The organism is Streptomyces tamarix (assembly GCF_032423885.1).
Lineage (GTDB): Bacteria > Actinomycetota > Actinomycetes > Streptomycetales > Streptomycetaceae > Streptomyces > Streptomyces tamarix.
Genome location: NZ_JAWCTQ010000049.1, coordinates 36,909 through 54,732, shown reverse-complemented (window position 1 = coordinate 54,732; position 17,824 = coordinate 36,909). Strand labels below are relative to the sequence as shown.

The 17,824-nt window shown below is 75.1% G+C and carries 12 protein-coding genes; 6 read left to right on the top strand and 6 right to left on the bottom strand.

Annotation, left to right across the window (positions count from 1 at the left end):
• The first annotated feature begins 170 nt into the window (after window positions 1-170).
• The gene (locus tag RND61_RS27935) at window positions 171-1,178 is read left to right on the top strand and encodes a hypothetical protein (protein ID WP_315880905.1); all 1,008 of its coding nucleotides are present in this window, start codon (window positions 171-173) and stop codon (window positions 1,176-1,178) included.
• A 94-nt stretch (window positions 1,179-1,272) separates the two neighbouring features.
• Here the strand turns inward: RND61_RS27935 and RND61_RS27930 are convergent, their stop codons facing one another.
• On the bottom strand, window positions 1,273-1,737 hold the full coding sequence (locus tag RND61_RS27930; protein ID WP_315880904.1) for an NUDIX hydrolase: 465 nt from the start codon (window positions 1,735-1,737) through the stop codon (window positions 1,273-1,275).
• A gap of 230 nt (window positions 1,738-1,967) precedes the next feature.
• Here RND61_RS27930 and RND61_RS27925 point away from each other — a divergent pair, with 230 nt between their 5' ends.
• The 3 genes from RND61_RS27925 (at window position 1,968) to pepN (ending at window position 9,217) form a co-directional block, all read left to right on the top strand.
• Entirely contained in the window at window positions 1,968-5,264 is a 3,297-nt protein-coding gene (locus RND61_RS27925; RefSeq protein ID WP_315880903.1) for a S8 family serine peptidase, read from the top strand.
• 219 nt (window positions 5,265-5,483) lie between these two features.
• Window positions 5,484-6,512 carry an aspartate-semialdehyde dehydrogenase gene (locus RND61_RS27920; RefSeq protein ID WP_315880902.1) on the top strand — a complete coding sequence of 343 codons (1,029 nt, stop codon included), beginning with the start codon at window positions 5,484-5,486 and terminating at the stop codon, window positions 6,510-6,512.
• 140 nt (window positions 6,513-6,652) lie between these two features.
• Window positions 6,653-9,217: an aminopeptidase N gene (gene pepN / locus RND61_RS27915; protein WP_315880901.1), complete on the top strand. Its 2,565-nt coding sequence runs from the start codon at window positions 6,653-6,655 to the stop codon at window positions 9,215-9,217.
• A gap of 107 nt (window positions 9,218-9,324) precedes the next feature.
• Here pepN and RND61_RS27910 read toward each other — a convergent pair whose 3' ends face one another.
• Complete coding sequence (locus RND61_RS27910; protein ID WP_315880900.1) at window positions 9,325-10,248, bottom strand: EamA family transporter; 924 nt, start codon at window positions 10,246-10,248, stop codon at window positions 9,325-9,327.
• Window positions 10,249-10,372: 124 nt separating this feature from the next.
• On the opposite strand from RND61_RS27910, the gene RND61_RS27905 reads away from it, so the two are divergent.
• Entirely contained in the window at window positions 10,373-10,873 is a 501-nt protein-coding gene (locus RND61_RS27905; protein WP_315880899.1) for a MarR family winged helix-turn-helix transcriptional regulator, read from the top strand.
• Window positions 10,874-10,987: 114 nt separating this feature from the next.
• Here the strand turns inward: RND61_RS27905 and RND61_RS27900 are convergent, their stop codons facing one another.
• The 3 genes from RND61_RS27900 to RND61_RS27890 are packed head-to-tail and all read right to left on the bottom strand — an operon-like array spanning window position 10,988 to window position 13,621.
• Window positions 10,988-11,218 (bottom strand): hypothetical protein, encoded by a 231-nt coding sequence (locus RND61_RS27900; protein WP_315880898.1) that lies wholly within the window; start codon window positions 11,216-11,218, stop codon window positions 10,988-10,990.
• A gap of 20 nt (window positions 11,219-11,238) precedes the next feature.
• A complete protein-coding gene (gene malQ / locus RND61_RS27895) occupies window positions 11,239-13,335 on the bottom strand; it encodes a 4-alpha-glucanotransferase (protein ID WP_315880897.1) in 2,097 nt (698 codons plus the stop codon).
• A 25-nt stretch (window positions 13,336-13,360) separates the two neighbouring features.
• Entirely contained in the window at window positions 13,361-13,621 is a 261-nt protein-coding gene (locus tag RND61_RS27890; protein ID WP_315880896.1) for a hypothetical protein, read from the bottom strand.
• Between the two features lie 302 nt (window positions 13,622-13,923).
• Here RND61_RS27890 and RND61_RS27885 point away from each other — a divergent pair, with 302 nt between their 5' ends.
• Window positions 13,924-16,908 (top strand): beta-N-acetylglucosaminidase domain-containing protein, encoded by a 2,985-nt coding sequence (locus RND61_RS27885; RefSeq protein ID WP_315880895.1) that lies wholly within the window; start codon window positions 13,924-13,926, stop codon window positions 16,906-16,908.
• A gap of 324 nt (window positions 16,909-17,232) precedes the next feature.
• On the opposite strand, the gene RND61_RS27880 is transcribed toward RND61_RS27885, so the two are convergent.
• Complete coding sequence (locus tag RND61_RS27880) at window positions 17,233-17,769, bottom strand: HNH endonuclease (protein ID WP_315880894.1); 537 nt, start codon at window positions 17,767-17,769, stop codon at window positions 17,233-17,235.
• Window positions 17,770-17,824: the final 55 nt, after the last annotated feature.

The window sequence follows — 17,824 nt, the reverse complement described above, 5'->3', positions numbered from 1 at the left end:
GGCCGCCGCCCCGAGGCACGTCAGGGCTGCCCAGAGGGCCGTTCCCGCGGCGGGCGAAACTCTCATCATCGGCTGCCGGGCGCTCGTACTTGAGGACGGACGCGTCCCCGAATGGCGACGGACGCGTAACAGGGGTTAGGGAGGTGGGGGTCGGCGGGCACTTCCGGAGCATGAAGAACACCCCGCTCTCCCCCCGCCCCCTGTCCCGCCTCTCCGGCGTGTCCGTGCGCGTCCTGACCGCCGCGCAGCTGCGGGCGCACGGTGTGTCCGCGGCCGAGGTCGGCGCGCGGTGCCGGGCCGGCGGCCCCTGGCAGCAACTGCTGCCGGGCGTGTACCTGCTGCACCCCGGCCCGCCGACCGGTGAGGAGCTGCTGCGCGCCGCGCTGCTGTACACGGGGCGGCGGGGCGCCGCGGCGAACCCGGAAGGGTTCGGCGAGGCGATGATCACGGGGGCGGCGGCGCTCGCCCTGCACGGGTTCGACTCCGCTCCCCCGCTGTCCGCCCTGGACCGGGTCGACGTGCTCGTGCCGCGCACGCGGCGGCTGCGGTCGACCGGGTTCGTCCGGATCGTGCGGGTGACGCACGAGTTCCCCGAGGCGTGCGAGGCGGCGTCGCTGCCCGTGGCTCCCGTGGCGCGGGCGCTGGCGGACGCGGTGGCGGAGCCGGCCGACCCGCCGGCCGTGCGCCGGCTGCTGGCGGAGGCGGTACGCGGCGGCCACTGCGAACCGACGGCCGTCGTACGGGAGTTGAGCCGGGCGCGGCTGCTGTCGCGGCCGCACGTGGTGGACGCCGTGGACTCGCTGCTCGCCGAGGGGCGGGCGATGGCCGAGGACCGGCTGTACGCGATGGTGCGGGAGCACGGGCTGCCGGATCCGCTGTGGAACGTGGACCTGCACCTGCCGGGCGGCCCGCACCTGGGGGGTGTGGACGCCTACTGGCCCGACCAGGCCGTGGTGGTGGAGCTCGACACCCGGACGCCGTGCCAGGACGACGACGAGGTGTGGTCGGAGTACACCCGCAAGCGGGAGTACCTGGAGCGGCTGGGCATCACGGTCGTGCACATCACGCCGCGCAAGCTGCGCGAGGCGCGGGACCAGCAGGCGATCGTGGTGCGCACCGCCCTGATGGCGGCCGGCGACCGCGAACCGGCCGCCTACGTGGTCGTCCTGCCGAGGTGACGGCGCGGCGGCGGGGACGGACGGCCCCCGCCGGCCCGGTGGCGCCGCGGGCCCGGTGGCGCCGGGCCGGGTTCCCGGTGGCGCCGGGCCGGTCTCAGCCGTCCTCGCGCGGCGCGGCGCGGCCGGTGGCGGGGCGGTCGCGCCACAGCCGCAGGGCGGTGTCGACGAGGGGGAGGCGCGGCAGGGCCGGGACGTGGTCGAGGGGGTGCCAGGCGGCGAGGTCGGTGCTGCCGCCGACCTCGTGGCGGAGGTCGCCACCGGTGACGCGGCCCTCGTAGAGGAGCCGCAGGCTGTGGAAGTCCATCCGGCCCCGGCCACCGCGGCGCGGGTGGCGCGGTACGCGCAGGGAGTCGACGCCGAGGAGGGCGGTCACCTCGGCGCGGTAGCCGGTCTCCTCCTCGACCTCGCGGACGACCGTGTCGATCGGGTCCTCGCCGTGGTCCATGCCGCCGCCGGGAAGGCTCCACTCCCCGCCGCCCGGGGTGGCGCCCCGGGCGAGGAGGAGCCGTCCGTCGCGTACGCACACGGCATAGGCCGCCACCCTCAACCTCCGTCTCATGGGGGCAGGTTACGACGGGGCACCGACAGGGGGCGTCAACTCCCCCCGCTCCGGCGGGAGTACCGTATCGACCCCTTTGTTCCCCATGGCGGACATCCCGCGGTGGCGGATGTCCGCCACGAGGACATTCCGCCTCCAGCAGACCTCCACAAAACCCGGTCGCGTACGAAAGGCTCAGCGGTCATCCGGTACCGATTTCCGGACCGTCCTTTCATCGACAGGGATGCCGAATGACGCTCGAACCCCTCAGCCCCATACCCGGGGCGAGACGCGCGGCCCGCATCGCGGCCGCCGCGGGCCTGGTCGCCGCGCTCGTCGCGACCGGTGCCGCTCCCGCCTTCGCCGCCCCCGCCGAACCTCCGGCGACCGCTCCCGAGCCCGCCAAGACGGCTGCGGAGAAGCTCGGTTCGGACGACGCCGAACTGCTCGCCGAGGCCGAGGCCCGCGGACAGAAGAACATCACGCTCATGGTCGCCACCGCCCCCGGCGCCACCGAGCAGGTCGCCCGCCAGCTCGACGCGGTCGAGGGCGGCACGGTCGGCCGGACGTACGACGGGCTCGGTTACGTCCGCGCCACCCTCCCGACCGCCCGGGCCGAGGCCGCCATCGGCGCCGCCGCCAAGCTGTCCAGCGTCCAGGGCATCGACCTCAAGCACGAGATCGCGCTGGACGACCCGACGCCGGCCGCCGACCGCACGCGGGGCGGCTCCGCCGGCGCGACCGGGACGTACCCGGCGCCGGGCCCCCGCACCCCGGCCGTCAACCCGTACAACCCGTCCCACGAGACGGGCGCGGTCGACTTCGTCCGGAAGAACCCGACCGCGGACGGCCGCGGCGTCACCATCGGCGTCCTCGACTCGGGCATCGACCTGGGCCACCCGGCGCTGCAGAAGACCACCACCGGCGAGCGCAAGATCGTCGACTGGGTCACCGCCACCGACCCGGTCGGCGACGGCGACCAGACGTGGCGGCGCATGGACACCGCCGTCGCCGGGCCGTCCTTCACCGCCGAGGGCCGCACCTGGAAGGCCCCCGAGGGCGCCTACAAGTTCCGCACCTTCGCGGAGGCCGCCACCAAGGGCGGCGACATGGACGGCGACCTCAACCGCGACGGCGACACGACCGACGTCTGGGGCGTCCTGTACGACCAGGCCGCCGGCACCGTCCGCGTCGACCTCGACGGCGACGGCGACTTCGCCGACGAGGCGGCGATGAAGCCGTACAAGGACGGCTTCCAGGTCGGTTACTTCGGCACCGACAACCCGGCCACCGACGTCGTGGAGCGCATCCCGTTCGTCGTGGAGATCCGCAAGGACGTCGTCCACAACGCCGCCGGCGCCAAGGCCGACTACGTCAACATCGGCGTCATCGAGGGCTCCCACGGCACCCACGTCGCCGGCATCACCGCCGCGCACGGCCTCTTCGGCGGCAGGATGAACGGCGCGGCGCCCGGCGCCAAGCTGGTTTCCTCGCGCGCGTGCACCTGGAGCGGCGGCTGCACCAACATCGCGCTCACCGAGGGCATGATCGACCTCGTCGTCAACCGCGGCGTCGACATCGTCAACATGTCCATCGGCGGCCTGCCGGCGCTGAACGACGGCAACAACGCCCGCGCGCAGCTCTACACCCGCCTCATCGACACCTACGGCGTCCAGCTGGTCATCTCGGCCGGCAACAGCGGCCCCGGCGTCAACACGATCGGCGACCCGTCCCTCGCGGACAAGGTCATCAGCGTCGGCGCCGCCGTCTCCAAGGAGACCTGGGCCGCCAACTACGGCTCGGTCGTCTCCAAGCCGTACGCGATGATGCCGTTCTCCTCCCGCGGCCCGCGTGAGGACGGCGGCTTCACGCCGACCCTCAGCGCGCCCGGCGCGGCCATCAACACGACGCAGACCTGGTCGCCCGGCGGTCCGGTCGCCGAGGCGGGCTACGCGCTCCCGGCCGGCTACTCCATGCTGCAGGGCACCTCGATGGCGGCCCCGCAGGCCACCGGCGCCATGGCGCTGATGCTGTCCGCGGCCAAGCAGGAGGGCATCGACCTCACCCCGGCGAAGCTCCGCACGGCCGTCGTCAGCCAGGCCGACCGCATCCCCGGCGTGCAGGCGCACGAGCAGGGCGCCGGCCTCCTCAACGTCGTCGACGCCTGGAAGGAGGTGCTCCGCGGCGCCCACGCCCACGAGTACGCCGTCAAGGCGCCGGTCGACACCGCGATCGACCAGTTCCTCGCCGAGCCCGGCTTCGGCACCGGCCTGTACGACCGCGAGGGCGGCGCCAAGGTCGGCCAGGAGAAGGTCTACGAGATCACCGTCACCCGCACCACGGGCGCCGACCGCCCGGTCCGGCACGAGCTGTGGTTCGAGAACAACCACGAGCGCACGTTCCGCGTCGTCGGCGACGACGAGGTGCTCCTGCCGCTGAACGAGCCCGTCACGGTCAAGGTCGCCGCCAAGCCGCGCAGCGCCGGTGTGCACAGCGCGATCCTGGAGATCACCGACCCGAGGACCAAGGGCATCGACAAGCAGGTCCTGACGACGGTCGTCGCCGCCGAGCAGCTCGCCAAGCCGGCCTTCGGCCTCTCGGCGCGAGGCACCGTCCAGCGCAACAGCCACCGGTCGTACTTCGTGAACGTCCCGGCCGGCGCCCAGTCCCTGGAGATCGCCCTGGGCGGCCTGGCGAAGGACAGCCAGACCCGCTTCGTCGCGATCCACCCGTACGGCGTGCCGTCCGACCCCACGTCGACGGTGAACTGCTACGCGAACTACACCAACCCGGCCAACACCTGCCGCCCCGACCTGCGCTCCTACCCGAACCCGCAGCCGGGCGTCTGGGAGGTCGAGGTCGAGTCGCGCCGCACGTCGCCGCTGCTCGACAACCCGTACACGCTGGACGTCGCCGTGCTGGGGGCCACCTTCGACCCGGCCGTCCAGACCCTGCCGGAGGTCACCCCGGGCAAGGCCGCGCCGGTCGAGTGGACCGTCACCAACGGCTTCGCCGCGCTCGACGGCAAGCTGAAGGGCGGCTCGCTCGGCTCCGCCAAGGTGACGCGCCCGACGATCGCCCACCACGCGGTGCAGCGCACCACCGTGCAGATCGGTGAGGGCGTCGAGCGGTTCGACGTCGCCATCGGCAACGTCTCCGACAAGGCCGCCGACCTGGACCTGTCGGTCCTGCGCGACGGCGTGCAGGTCGGCTCGTCCGCGGACGGCGACTCCGAGGAGTCGGTGTCCCTGGTGAAGCCCGCGCCGGGCACGTACACGATCGTCGTCGACGGCTACTCGATCCCGTCCGGGGAGACCGCCTACGACTACAAGGACGTGTACTTCTCGTCCGCGCTCGGCGAGGTCAAGGTCGACGAGTCGAAGACGATCTCCCTGGCGAACGGCGCCTCGGCGCGGTTCGGCGCGGAGGTGCTGGTGAACGGCGCCGCCCCCGAGGGCCGCCAGTTCTTCGGCGAGGTGCGGCTGCTGAACGCGCGCGGCACCGCCGCGGGCACCGGCAGCGTCGTGATCGGCAAGGTCACTCCGTAATCTGGAGGGATACGGAGTGCGGGGGCGGGCGTCCGGCGGGACGTCCGCCCCTTCCCGTCCCCGCGCTCGCCCTCCCCCCGCGCCCGTCCCCCGCGGTCCGCCGCGTGCGGGCCGCGGCCCTTCTCACCCCCTGGACAATGGGAACAATGGATTGGCGGGGCGGCCCGGGGCGGACGCATCATGGACCAGCGCCCAGCACACACGTACGGAGGAGTCCCCGTGAAGGTAGGAATCGTCGGAGCCACCGGTCAGGTCGGCACGGTCATGCGCAGGATCCTTGCCGAGCGGAACTTCCCGGTCGAGGAGCTCCGGCTGTTCGCCTCCGCGCGCTCGGCGGGCTCCACCCTGGAGTGGCAGGGCCGTGAGATCACCGTGGAGGACGCCGCCACGGCCGACTACACCGGCCTGGACATCGTGCTGTTCTCCGCCGGCGGCACCACGTCCCGGGCGCTCGCCGAGAAGGTCGCGGGCCAGGGCGCCGTCGTGATCGACAACTCCTCCGCGTGGCGCCGGGACCCCGAGGTCCCCCTGGTCGTCTCCGAGGTGAACCCCCACGCGATCAAGGACCGCCCGAAGGGGATCATCGCCAACCCGAACTGCACCACCATGGCCGCCATGCCGGTCCTCAAGCCGCTCCACCAGGAGGCCGGCCTGGTCGCGCTGGTCGCCACCACGTACCAGGCCGTGTCGGGCTCCGGCCTGGCCGGTGTCGCCGAGCTGGACGGCCAGGTCAAGGCCGTCGCCGAGCGCGCCACCGAGCTCACCCACGACGGCGGGGCCGTCGAGTACCCCGAGCCGGGCGTGTACAAGCGGCCCATCGCGTTCAACGTGCTGCCGCTGGCCGGCTCGATCGTCGACGACGGCTCCTTCGAGACGGACGAGGAGCAGAAGCTCCGCCACGAGTCCCGCAAGATCCTGGAGATCCCGGAGCTGAAGGTGTCCGGCACGTGCGTGCGCGTCCCGGTCTTCTCCGGCCACTCCCTCCAGGTGAACGCCCGCTTCGAGCGCCCGATCAGCGTCGAGCGCGCGTACGAGCTGCTGAGGGACGCCGAGGGCGTCGAGCTGTCCGAGATCCCGACGCCGCTCCAGGCCGCCGGCAAGGACGCCTCGTACGTGGGCCGCGTCCGCGTCGACGAGACCGTCGAGCACGGCCTGGCGCTGTTCGTCTCCAACGACAACCTGCGCAAGGGCGCCGCGCTGAACGCGGTGCAGATCGCGGAGCTGGTCGCCGAGGAGCTGCGCGGCTGACCCGCGCCCGCGCGTGAGCGGCACGGCGCCGCTCGGGGTGGCTCCGCCGGACGGCGGGGCCACCCCTTTTTTGCGCTCCGTGTTCGGCGCCTCCCGTGGAAGGATGGCCCCCACAAGTCGTACATGGAGGAGATGACCGGGTGCCTGGCACAAACCTGACCCGTGAAGAGGCGCGGCGGCGCGCGGCGCTGCTGACCGTGGACGCGTACGAGATCGACCTGGATCTCCGCGGCGCGCAGGAGGGCGGGACCTACCGGTCCACGACCTCCGTGCGGTTCGAGTGCGCCGAGGAGGGCGCGGAGTCGTTCATCGACCTGGTGGCCCCGGCGGTGCACGAGGTGGTGCTGAACGGCAGGCACCTCGACGTCGCCTCGGTCTTCCGGGACTCCCGGATCGCGCTGAAGCACCTGCGGGAGGGCGCCAACGAGCTGCGGGTCGTCGCGGACTGCGCGTACACGAACACCGGCGAGGGCCTCCACCGGTTCGTCGACCCGGTCGACGGCCAGGCGTACCTGTACACGCAGTTCGAGGTGCCGGACGCGCGGCGGGTGTTCGCCAGCTTCGAGCAGCCGGACCTGAAGGCGACGTTCCAGTTCACCGTGACGGCGCCGGAGGGGTGGACGGTCGTCTCGAACTCGCCGACGCCGGAGCCGAAGGACGGCACCTGGGCCTTCGAGCCGACGCCGCGGATCTCCACGTACGTGACGGCGCTGATCGTCGGCCCGTACCACGCGGTGCACTCCACGTACGAGGGCCCGGGCGGGCAGGTCGTGCCGCTGGGCGTGTACTGCCGTCCGTCGCTGGCGGAGTTCCTGGACGCGGACGCGATCTTCGAGGTGACGCGGCAGGGCTTCGACTGGTTCCAGGAGAAGTTCGACTACGCGTACCCGTTCGCCAAGTACGACCAGCTCTTCGTGCCGGAGTTCAACGCGGGCGCGATGGAGAACGCGGGCGCGGTGACCATCCGCGACCAGTACGTCTTCCGGTCGAAGGTGACGGACGCGGCGTACGAGGGGCGGGCCGAGACGATCCTGCACGAGCTCGCCCACATGTGGTTCGGCGACCTCGTCACCATGGAGTGGTGGAACGACCTGTGGCTGAACGAGTCGTTCGCCACGTACACGTCGGTCGCCTGCCAGGCGGACGCCCCCGGCTCGAAGTGGCCGCACGCGTGGACGACGTTCGCGAACCAGATGAAGACCTGGGCGTACCGGCAGGACCAGCTCCCGTCGACGCACCCGATCATGGCCGAGATCCGCGACCTGGACGACGTCCTCGTCAACTTCGACGGCATCACGTACGCCAAGGGCGCGTCGGTGCTGAAGCAGCTCGTCGCGTACGTCGGCACGGGCGCCTTCTTCCAGGGCGTGCAGGCGTACTTCAAGCGCCACGCGTACGGCAACACGCGCCTGTCCGACCTGCTGGGCGCGCTGGAGGAGACCTCCGGGCGCGACCTGAGGAACTGGTCGAAGAAGTGGCTGGAGACCGCCGGCATCAACGTCCTGCGGCCCGTCGTCGGCACGGACGCCTCCGGGGCCATCACCTCGTTCGCGGTGCGGCAGGAGGCCCAGCCGCTGCCCGCGGGCGCGCGGGGCGAGCCGGTGCTGCGACCGCACCGCATCGCGATCGGCTTCTACGACCTGGACGACGCGGGCGGGCTGGTGCGCACCGAGCGCCTCGAACTGGACGTGGACGGCGAGCTGACCGCCGTCGACGCGCTGGTCGGCAAGCGGCGCCCGGCGGTCGTCCTGCTGAACGACGACGACCTGTCGTACGCCAAGGTCCGGCTCGACGAGGAGTCGCTGCGCAACGTCGTGGCGCACCTGGGCGACTTCACCGAGTCGATGCCGCGGGCGCTGTGCTGGGCGTCGGCGTGGGACATGACCCGCGACGGCGAGCTGGCCACGCGCGCGTACCTGGACCTGGTGCTGTCGGGCATCGGCAAGGAGACCGACATCGGCGTGGTGCAGACCCTGCACCGGCAGGTGAAGCTGGCGCTCGACCTGTACGCGGCGCCGGACTGGCGCGACACGGGTCTGGCCCGCTGGACAAAGGCCGCCCTGGAGCACCTGCGGTCGGCACGGCCGGGCAGCGACCACCAGTTGGCGTGGGCGCGGGCCTTCGCGGCGACGGCCCGCACGGACGAGCAGCTGGACCTGCTGGCGGCGCTGCTGGACGGCTCCGAGACGATCGAGGGCCTGGTCGTCGACACGGAGCTGCGCTGGGCGTTCGTCGAGCGGCTCGCGGCGACGGGCCGGTTCGGGGCGGACGAGATCGCCGCCGAGCACGAGCGGGACAAGACGGCCGCCGGTGAGCGGCACGCCGCCACGGCGATGGCGGCGCGTCCGACGGCGGAGGCGAAGGCCGAGGCGTGGGCGTCGGTCGTGGAGTCCGACACGCTGCCGAACGCCGTGCAGGAGGCCGTGATCCTCGGTTTCGTGCAGGCGGACCAGCGGGAGCTGCTGGCGCCGTACACGGAGAAGTACTTCGCGGCGGTCAAGGGCGTGTGGGAGTCCCGGTCGCACGAGATGGCCCAGCAGATCGCGGTCGGCCTGTACCCGTCCTTCCAGGTCTCCCCGGCGACCCTGGAGGTGACGGACGCGTGGCTGGCGGGCGCGGAGCCGAACGCGGCGCTGCGCCGCCTGGTCTCGGAGTCCCGCGCCGGTGTCGAGCGGGCCCTGAAGGCGCAGGCCGCCGACAGGTGACGGGAGGCGGGGTGGGGCGCCCCGGGCGTCCCATCCCGTTCCCTTCCCGCCCTGCCCGGTCCCGTCCGGCCCCGCTTCCTTCCCCGCCCCGCCGGCTCCCGCGGGCGCTACGGGCGGCCGGCCGCCTGCCGCACCGCCCCGGCGGGCGGGAGGTCCGCCGCCGCGCGGGGCCCACGCGCCCGGGAAGCGGTCTGCCCCAGCACCGTCGCGGTGAACGCGACCGCCGTCCCGGCCAGTTGCACGGGCCCCAGCGCCTGGCCGAGCGCCACCCAGCCCACCACCGCCGCCGTGATCGGCGACAGCGGCCCGAGCAGCGTCACGGACGTGGCGGTCAGCCGCTCGATGCCGCGGAACCACAGCCAGTACGCGACCGCCGTGTTCGCCAGCGCCAGGTACGCGTACCCGAGCACCGCCCCGCCGTCCAGCGCCGGCGGCGCCCCCTCGACCAGGAACGCGACCGGCGCGATGACCAGCCCGCCGGCGGTGAGCTGCCACCCGGTCATGGCGAGCGGACCGGCCCCCCGGGGCCGTCCCCACCGCTTGGTGAGGACCGTCCCGGCGGACATCGCCGCCGACGAGGCGAGCCCGGCCGCCACCCCGACGGGGTCGAACGCGGCACCCGCCGTCAGCACCACGAGGCTCACCCCGAACGCCGCCCCGATCGCGGCCAGCAGGGCCCGCGCGGTCGGCCGCTCCCCCAGCAGCAGCGCCGCCAGTCCGACGACGAACAGCGGCCCCACCGAGCCGACGACGGCGGCGACGCCGCCCGGCAGCCGGTACGCGGCGAGGAACAGCAGCGGGAAGAACGCCCCGATGTTCAGCGCGCCCAGGACCGCCGACCGCCACCACCAGGCGCCGGACGGCAGCGTCCGGGTGAGGGCGAGCAGGGCCAGCCCGGCCGGCAGGGCCCGCATCAGACCGGTGAACAGGGGCCGGTCGGGCGGCAGGAACTCGGTGGTGACCGCGTAGGTCGTGCCCCAGGAGACCGGGGCGAGCGCGGTGACGGCGATGACGGCGGCGCGGGACGGCACGGCGATCCCCTCCGAACGAGGCAGCTTGGTGGTAAGTAGCTTAGCGCTAAGCTACTTACCCACAAGGCACTTGTCAGGAAGTCGCTTTCTTGCGAGCGAGCGGGAAGGGGGCGAGACTGCCGCCATGACCGCGACCCCCGACCCCGTCGACGCCATCACCGCCCAGTGGGCGGCCGTGCGCCCCGACCTGGACACGGTTCCCATGGCCGTCTTCGGCCGCGTCTACCGGCTCACGCAGACCATGGCCGAGCGGATGGACCGCGCCTACGCGCCCTTCGGCATCTCACGCGGCGAGTTCGACGTGCTGGCGACGCTGCGCCGCTCCGGCGAGCCGTACACGCTGTCGCCGCGGCAGCTCTCGGCGACGCTGATGCTGACGACGGGCGGGATGACCGGCCGGCTGGACAAGCTGGAGCGGGCCGGGCTGCTCGGCCGGAGCCCCGACCCGCACGACCGGCGGGCGCTGCGGGTGACGCTGAGCGAGCGGGGCCTGCGGGTCGTGGACGAGGCCGTGGCCGCCGGGCTGGCGGTCCAGCGGGAGGCTCTGGAGGCGGCGCTGGACGAGCGGGAGGCGGAGCAGCTCACCGGGCTGCTGCGGAAGCTGCTCCACGCGACGGGCGCCTGAGCGCCGTACGAGGGCGGCCGTACCGGGACAGCCGTACGGTCGCGGAGGACAGCGGGGCGCCGCGCGCCGGGGACGGTTCCCCGGCGCGCGGCGCCCTGGAGGAGCGGGGGTGCGTCAGGCCTGCTTCTTGGAGCGGTCCAGCACCATGACGAGGCCGGCGATGACCGCGAACAGCGCGATCGGCGCCACCACGAACAGACCGAGCGTTTCCACGACGCTCAGACCGGGACCCGGGTCGTCGCCGTCGTCACGCGTGAGCGCGAGCGCGGGGGACGACATGAGCAGCATCATCAGCGTCGTACCGGCCGCGACGGCGCCGGCGCGCAGGGCGTTCTTCTTGTCCACGGAGCAAACGTAGCGAACGCCTAACCGCGCCGCGCGTCCGGGGGTGCCGTACGGGCCTCCGGCACGTCCAGCGCGGCCATCAGGGCGTGCAGCCGGGGCGAGGCGGCGAGTTCCTCCAGGGTGACGGGGCGGCCGTCCGCGCCGGCCACGGGCAGCCGCCAGTTCGGGTACTGGTCCCAGGTGCCCGGCAGGTTCTGCGGGCGCCGGTCCCCCACCGCGTCGGGCAGCCACACGCCGGTCATCCGCGCCGGGGTGCGGCGCAGGAACCGGTACACGGCCCGGATCTCCGCCTCCTCGTCCCGGGCGGCGCCCTCCTCCAGGAGGCCCAGCCCCCGCAGGTACGCGAGCCATTCGGCGACGTCCCCGGCGTCCTCGGCCCGCTCCTCCTCCAGCGGCCGGGCGAGCAGCCCCAGCCGGTGGCGCAGCTCCACGTGTTCCCCGCTCAGCCGGGCGGCGGTGGACGGCAGGTCGTGCGTGGTCGCCGTGGCCACGCAGTCGGCGCGCCACGCCTCCGGCGGCAGGGGGCGGCGGGTGCCCTCCCAGTCGCGCTCGAACCACATCACCGACGTGCCGAACACGCCCCGCCGCCGCAGCACGTCCCGTACGCCCGGCTCGACCGTGCCGAGGTCCTCGCCGATCACGGCGGCGCCCGCGCGGTGGGCCTCCAGGGCGAGGACGGCGAGCATCGCGTCGGCGTCGTACCGGACGTACGCGCCCTCCGTCGGCGGCAGCCCGGCGGGCACCCACCAGAGCCGGAACAAGCCCATCACGTGGTCGATCCGCAGGGCGCCCGCGTGCCGGAACAGCGACCGCAGCAGGTCCCGGTACGGGGCGTAGCCGGACGCGGCGAGGGCGTCGGGGCGCCACGGGGGCAGCCCCCAGTCCTGGCCGCGCGCGTTGAACGCGTCCGGCGGGGCGCCCACCGACATGCCGCGCGCGTACGCCCCGGCCTGCGCCCAGGCGTCGGCGCCGTCCGGGTGCACGCCGACCGCCAGGTCGTGGACGACCCCGACGGCCATGCCGGCCTCGCGGGCGGTGCGCGCGGCGGCGGCCAGTTGCTCGTCGGTCAGCCAGGCGGCCCGGCGGTGGAAGGCGACCCGGTCCTCCAGTTCGGCGCGCGCCCGCCCGGTCGCCGCCGACCGGGGGTCGCGCAGGCCCTCGGGCCACTGGGCGCGGTCGGCGCCGTACCGCTCGACGAGCGCGCACCAGGTGGCGTGGTCCTCCAGGGCCTGCCCCTGGGCGGCGCGGAAGGCGTCGAACGCCGCCCGGCGGCCGGGGCCGAGCGGGACGGTCCCGATGATCTCCAGGGCGCGCCGCTTGAGGACCCACACCGCGTCCCGGTCGATCAGCTCGCCCTTGCGCAGGACCCCGTCGCGCAGCTCCCCGGCCCGCCCGGCGAGCGCGTCGAGTTCGGCGCGGCCGGCCCCGGAGACGTACGCGAACTCGGGGACGTCCTCGATCCGCAGGTGCACCGGGTCGGGGAAGCGGCGCGAGGAGGGGCGGTACGGGGAGGGGTCGGTGGGCGTGCCGGGCACGGCCGCGTGGAGGGGATTGACCTGCACAAAGCCGGAGCCGAGCGCGCGGCCCGCCCAGCCGGCGAGCTCCCGCAGGTCGCCGAGGTCGCCCATCCCCCAGGAGCGGGCGGAGAGCAACGAGTAGAGCTGGACCAGCACGCCGTGGCAGGGCTCGGCGGGCTGCGGCACGCGCGCGGGGGCGACGACGAGGGTGGCGCGGGCGGCGCGCCCGTCGGGGGCGCGGGCCTCCAGGGCGTGGACGCCGGGCGGGAGCTGCGCCCAGGGGACGGGCGACTCGGCGGTGCCGCCGTCCTCCAGGGCGATGCGCAGGGCCGTGCCCGCGGGGAGGGCGGCGACCGGCCGGGGGCGGCCCGCCGGCTCGTCACCCTGCCACACCACGACCGTGGGCGGGAGCAGCCGCGCCGCCCGCGCCCCCTCGGCGGCGGCGAGCGCCGCGTCGACCGCCGCCGGGGTGGACGCGTCGACGTCCAGGGAAGCGAGGACGGCGACCACGGTCGCGTCGGGGACCGGGACCGTGACGCCCGGGGACGGGGAGTACGCGGTGGCGACTCCGTGCAGCGCGGCGAGCCGGGCGAGGGTCATGCGGCCTCCTGGACGCTTCGGTTCTCTACGTGCGGGGGGACTCCGGTCCGCCGGCCGTGCCGCGCGCGGTCGGTTCGCTGGTCAGGGGCGCGGCGTCGGCGAGCGGCGGTTCGCTGGTCAGGGGGGCGGCGTCGGCGAGCGGCGGTTCGCTGGTCAGGGGGGCGGCGTCGGCGAGCGGCGGTTCGCTGGTCAGGGGGGCGCAGGCGGTGGAGAGGGGGGCGGGGCCCGGGGACTGTCCCGGTACCCGTTTGGAGGGCGTGGGGAGCGGCTGGGTGGACGCGGCCATGATGGCCTCCCTGTACGAGGTGGCAGTGGGACGCCAGAGCCCTACCCATCGCACACCGGGGCATCCACGTGACGTGGCACTGCTCACACCCGACGGGCGCGCCGGTCCCGGGGCGGCTCCGCCCGGGTCCGGCGGCTCCGTGTGCAAATACGACACATCGGCCACGCACATTGACACCTTCGCCAGGGGGTGGTGGGCTCGAAACCCGTCAGTAGGACGACCCGTCCGACGACCCGTCAGAACAGCGGTACGGCCACCGGCAAAGCTACCCACAGAACCAGGCAGGACGAGGGGAGACGCGCGTGCAGTTCGGTCAGCTCGCGCAGTTCGGTCGCGGCAGGGGCACCGCGACCGCCATCGCGGTCGCGGTGATCGGCGGTCTGCTCGGCGGCGCGCCCGGCGCGCTGGCCTCGCCCGGCGTGCCCGGCGCCCCCGCCGCGGCGGCGCCCGGCCCGGACACCGGCGCGCGTCCGCCCGCCGTGTGGCCGCGCCCGCAGTCGGCGCGGACCGTGGGCGGCGCCGTGCGGCTGGGCGACGAGGTGGCGCTCGCGGTGGACGCGGCAGCCGACCCGTACGCCGTGTCGGCCCTGGAGGACGCGCTGCGGAAGGCGGGCGTGCGGCAGGTGCGCCGCGTCGCCCCGGACCGCGCGGCCGGAGGGCGCGGTCCGGTGGTGTGGCTGGGCGGGCCCGGCGCGCAGGACGTGTTGCGCGCCCTGCGGGTGCCCGAGCGCGGCGACCTGCCCCCCGGCGGCTACCGGCTCGCGGCCGGCCGCCACCAGGGCCGGGACACGGTCGCCGTGGACGGCGTCGGCGCGGACGGGCTGTTCCACGCCGTACAGACGCTCCGTCAGCTCGTCGCACCCGACCGGACGGTGCCCGGAATCGTCGTACGGGACTGGCCGGGCACGGCCGTACGCGGTCTGACGGAGGGTTTCTACGGCCGCCCCTGGAGCCACCCCCAGCGTCTGGCGCAGCTCGACTTCATGGGCCGCACCAAGCAGAACCGGTACCTGTACGCGCCCGGCGACGACCCGTACCGGCAGGCGCAGTGGCGCGAGCCGTACCCGGCGGCGCAGCGCGCCGAGTTCCGGGAGCTGGCCGAGCGGGCCCGGCGCAACCACGTGACGCTGGCGTGGGCGGTGGCGCCCGCCCAGTCGATGTGCCTGTCCTCGAAGGACGACGTCCGGGCGCTGAAGCGCAAGGTCGACGCCATGTACGCACTCGGCGTGCGGGCGTTCCAGCTCCAGTTCCAGGACTCCGCCTACGACGAGTGGCACTGCTCGCGGGACGCGGACGCGTTCGGCAGCGGCCCCGGGGCGGCCGCCCGGGCGCACGCGCGCGTGGCGAGCGAACTGTCCCGGCACCTCGCCGACCACCACCCGGACGCCGAGCCGCTGTCGCTGATGCCGACCGAGTACTACCAGGACGGGGCGACGGAGTACCGGACCGCGCTCGCCGAGGCGCTCGACGCGCGCGTGCAGGTGGCGTGGACCGGCGTCGGCGTCGTGCCCCGCACGATCAGCGGCGGCGACCTCGCGAAGGCCCGGGACGCCTTCCGGCACCCGCTGGTCACCATGGACAACTACCCGGTGAACGACTACGCGCAGGACCGCATCTTCCTCGGCCCGTACACCGGCCGGGAGCCGGCCGTCGCGGCCGGTTCGGCGGCGCTGCTCGCCAACGCCATGGAGCAGGCGTCCGCGTCCCGCGTCCCCGTCTTCACCGCCGCCGACTTCGCCTGGAACCCGCGCGGCTACCGCCCGCAGGAGTCCTGGCGGGCGGCGCTCGACGACCTGGCGGACGGCGACCCGAAGGCCCGTGCGGCGCTGGGCGCGCTCGCCGGCAACGACGCCTCGTCGCTGCTGGACCCGGACGGCGAGTCGGCCTACCTGCGCCCCCTGCTGGCCGAGTTCTGGCGGACGCGGACGGCGGTGGGCGTCCCGGCCGCGTCCCGCGACCGGGCGGCGCGGCAACTGCGCGCGGCGTTCACCGTGATGCGCGGGGCGCCGGACGCGCTGACCGCGCCCGCGGAGGGCCGCCTCGACGACGAGGTGCGGCCCTGGCTGGAGCAGCTCGCCCGGTACGGGCGGGCCGGCGAGGCCGCCGTCGACATGCTCCAGGCGCAGGCGCGGGGCGACGGCGCGACCGCCTGGCGGGCCCGGTTGGCGCTGGAGCCGCTGCACCGGGCCCTGGCGGCGAGCACCGCGGAGGTCGGCACCGGCGTCCTGGACCCGTTCCTGAAGCGGGCGCTCGACGAGGCGGACGCGTGGACCGGCGCGTCCCGGACGGTCGGCGAACCGTCCCGCACGGGCACCTCGTACACCGTGGACCTGGGCCGGGCGCGCCCCGTGGAGGCGGTCACCGCGATGGCGGAACCCGGCGCGGCCGGGGGCTCCGTCGAGGTGCGCGTACCGGGTGGGGGCTGGCGGCGGCTGGGGCCCCTGTCGCCCACCGGCTGGACGCAGGCCCGCGCGGGCGGGGTGCGCGCGGACGCGGTCCGGGTGAGCTGGGCCCCGGGCGGGGCGGAGGTGCCCGTACGGTCCCTGGTGCCGTGGTTCTCCGACGAGCCGCGGGTCAGCCTGGACCTGCCGCGCGGCGAGGCCGACGCGGTGATCGGCGGCGGCCCCCAGCGGGTGGACGCGGTGCTGTCGACCCGGCGGCCGGAGGCGGTGCGCGGGGCGTTCACGGCGCAGGCGCCGAAGGGCGTCGTGGTGAGCGTCCCGCAGGAGACGACGGTGCCGCGCGGCGTGGCCGCCAAGGTGCCGGTGACGGTCACCGTCCCGAAGGGCACCCCGGCCGGCTCGTACTCCGTGCCGCTGTCCTTCGCGGGCGAGGAGCGGACGCTCACGGTCCGGGCGTACCCGGCGACCGGCGGTCCGGACCTCGTCCGCTCCCCGGGCGCGGTGGCCTCCTCCTCCGGCGACGAGACCCCGGACTTCCCGGCGTCGGCCGCAGCCGACGGCGACCCGGAGACCCGCTGGTCGTCGCCGGCGGAGGACGGCGCGTGGTGGCAGGTCGAGCTGGCCGGGCCGGCGCGGGTGGGCCAGGTGGTCCTCCACTGGCAGGAGGCGTACGCGAAGCGGTACCGCGTCGAGGTCTCCGCGGACGGCCGCACGTGGCGCACGGCGGCGACGGTCCACGACGGCCGGGGCGGTCGCGAGGAGGTCCGCATGGACGCCCCGGACACCCGCTTCCTGCGGGTGCGGGGCGAGGAGCGGGCGACGCGGTACGGGTACTCGCTGTTCGGCGTGGAGGCGTACGCGGTCACGGAGCCGGCCACGGAGTGAGGCGGGGCGGGCCGGGCGGGTGCCGGACGGGGCGCGCCGGGCGGGTGCCGGACCTCCCGGTTCCGCGGGCCCCCGCCCCCAGGGCTCCCGGATCCCGGACCCTCCGGCCCCCGGACATCCCGGCCCCACGGGGCGCCCGCCCAGGGCTCCCGGAACCCGCGGCCTCCCGGCCCCCGGCTCCCGGGCCTTCCGCTCCCCCGGACCCTCCGGCCCCCGGGCCCCGCCCCGCGCGGGCCGGCCCGCCACCCCGTCCCGGGCGGCGGACCGGCCCGCGTACGACGGGGCCCGCGTACAACCCGGCCCGCGTACGACGGGGCCCGGACCTCAGGCGGAGACGCCGTCGATCCGGGCCAGGGCGTCGTCCGCGCCGTACGGCTGCAAGTAGGGCAGCCAGCGCGGGTCCCTGTGCCCCGTGCCGATGATGCGCCAGGCGAGCCCGGTGGGCGGCGCGGGCGGCTGGCGCAGCCGCCAGCCCAACTCGCGCAGGTGCCGGTCGGCCTTGACGTGGTTGCAGCGGCGGCAGGCCGCCACCACGTTGTCCCAGACGTGCTTGCCCCCGCGGCTGCGCGGAATGACGTGGTCGACGCTGGTTGCGACGCCACCGCAGTACATGCAGCGCCCGCCGTCGCGGGCGAACAGGGCCTTGCGGGTCAGAGGAACGGGCCCCCGGTAGGGGACCCGCACGAACCGCTTCAGCCGTACGACGCTGGGGGCGGCGATCGCTCGGGTAGCGCTGTGCATGAAGGCGCCGGACTCCTCGAGGCACACGGCCTTGTTCTCGAGGACGAGTACGAGCGCGCGGCGGAGCGGTACGACGCCGAGGGGCTCGTACGACGCGTTGAGGACCAGGACATGCGGCACGGATGCCTCCTTGTACGCCGGCGGCGCGTGGCTCGCGCCGGGACGATCTGCTCTC

Coding starts and splice junctions, on each gene's coding strand:
- RND61_RS27890 (WP_315880896.1), bottom strand. CDS start 13,621: ATGGCCGCGTCCACCCAGCCGCTCCCCACGCCCTCCAAACGGGTACCG.
- RND61_RS27925 (WP_315880903.1), top strand. CDS start 1,968: ATGACGCTCGAACCCCTCAGCCCCATACCCGGGGCGAGACGCGCGGCC.
- RND61_RS27930 (WP_315880904.1), bottom strand. CDS start 1,737: ATGAGACGGAGGTTGAGGGTGGCGGCCTATGCCGTGTGCGTACGCGAC.
- malQ (WP_315880897.1), bottom strand. CDS start 13,335: ATGACCCTCGCCCGGCTCGCCGCGCTGCACGGAGTCGCCACCGCGTAC.
- RND61_RS27935 (WP_315880905.1), top strand. CDS start 171: ATGAAGAACACCCCGCTCTCCCCCCGCCCCCTGTCCCGCCTCTCCGGC.
- RND61_RS27905 (WP_315880899.1), top strand. CDS start 10,373: ATGACCGCGACCCCCGACCCCGTCGACGCCATCACCGCCCAGTGGGCG.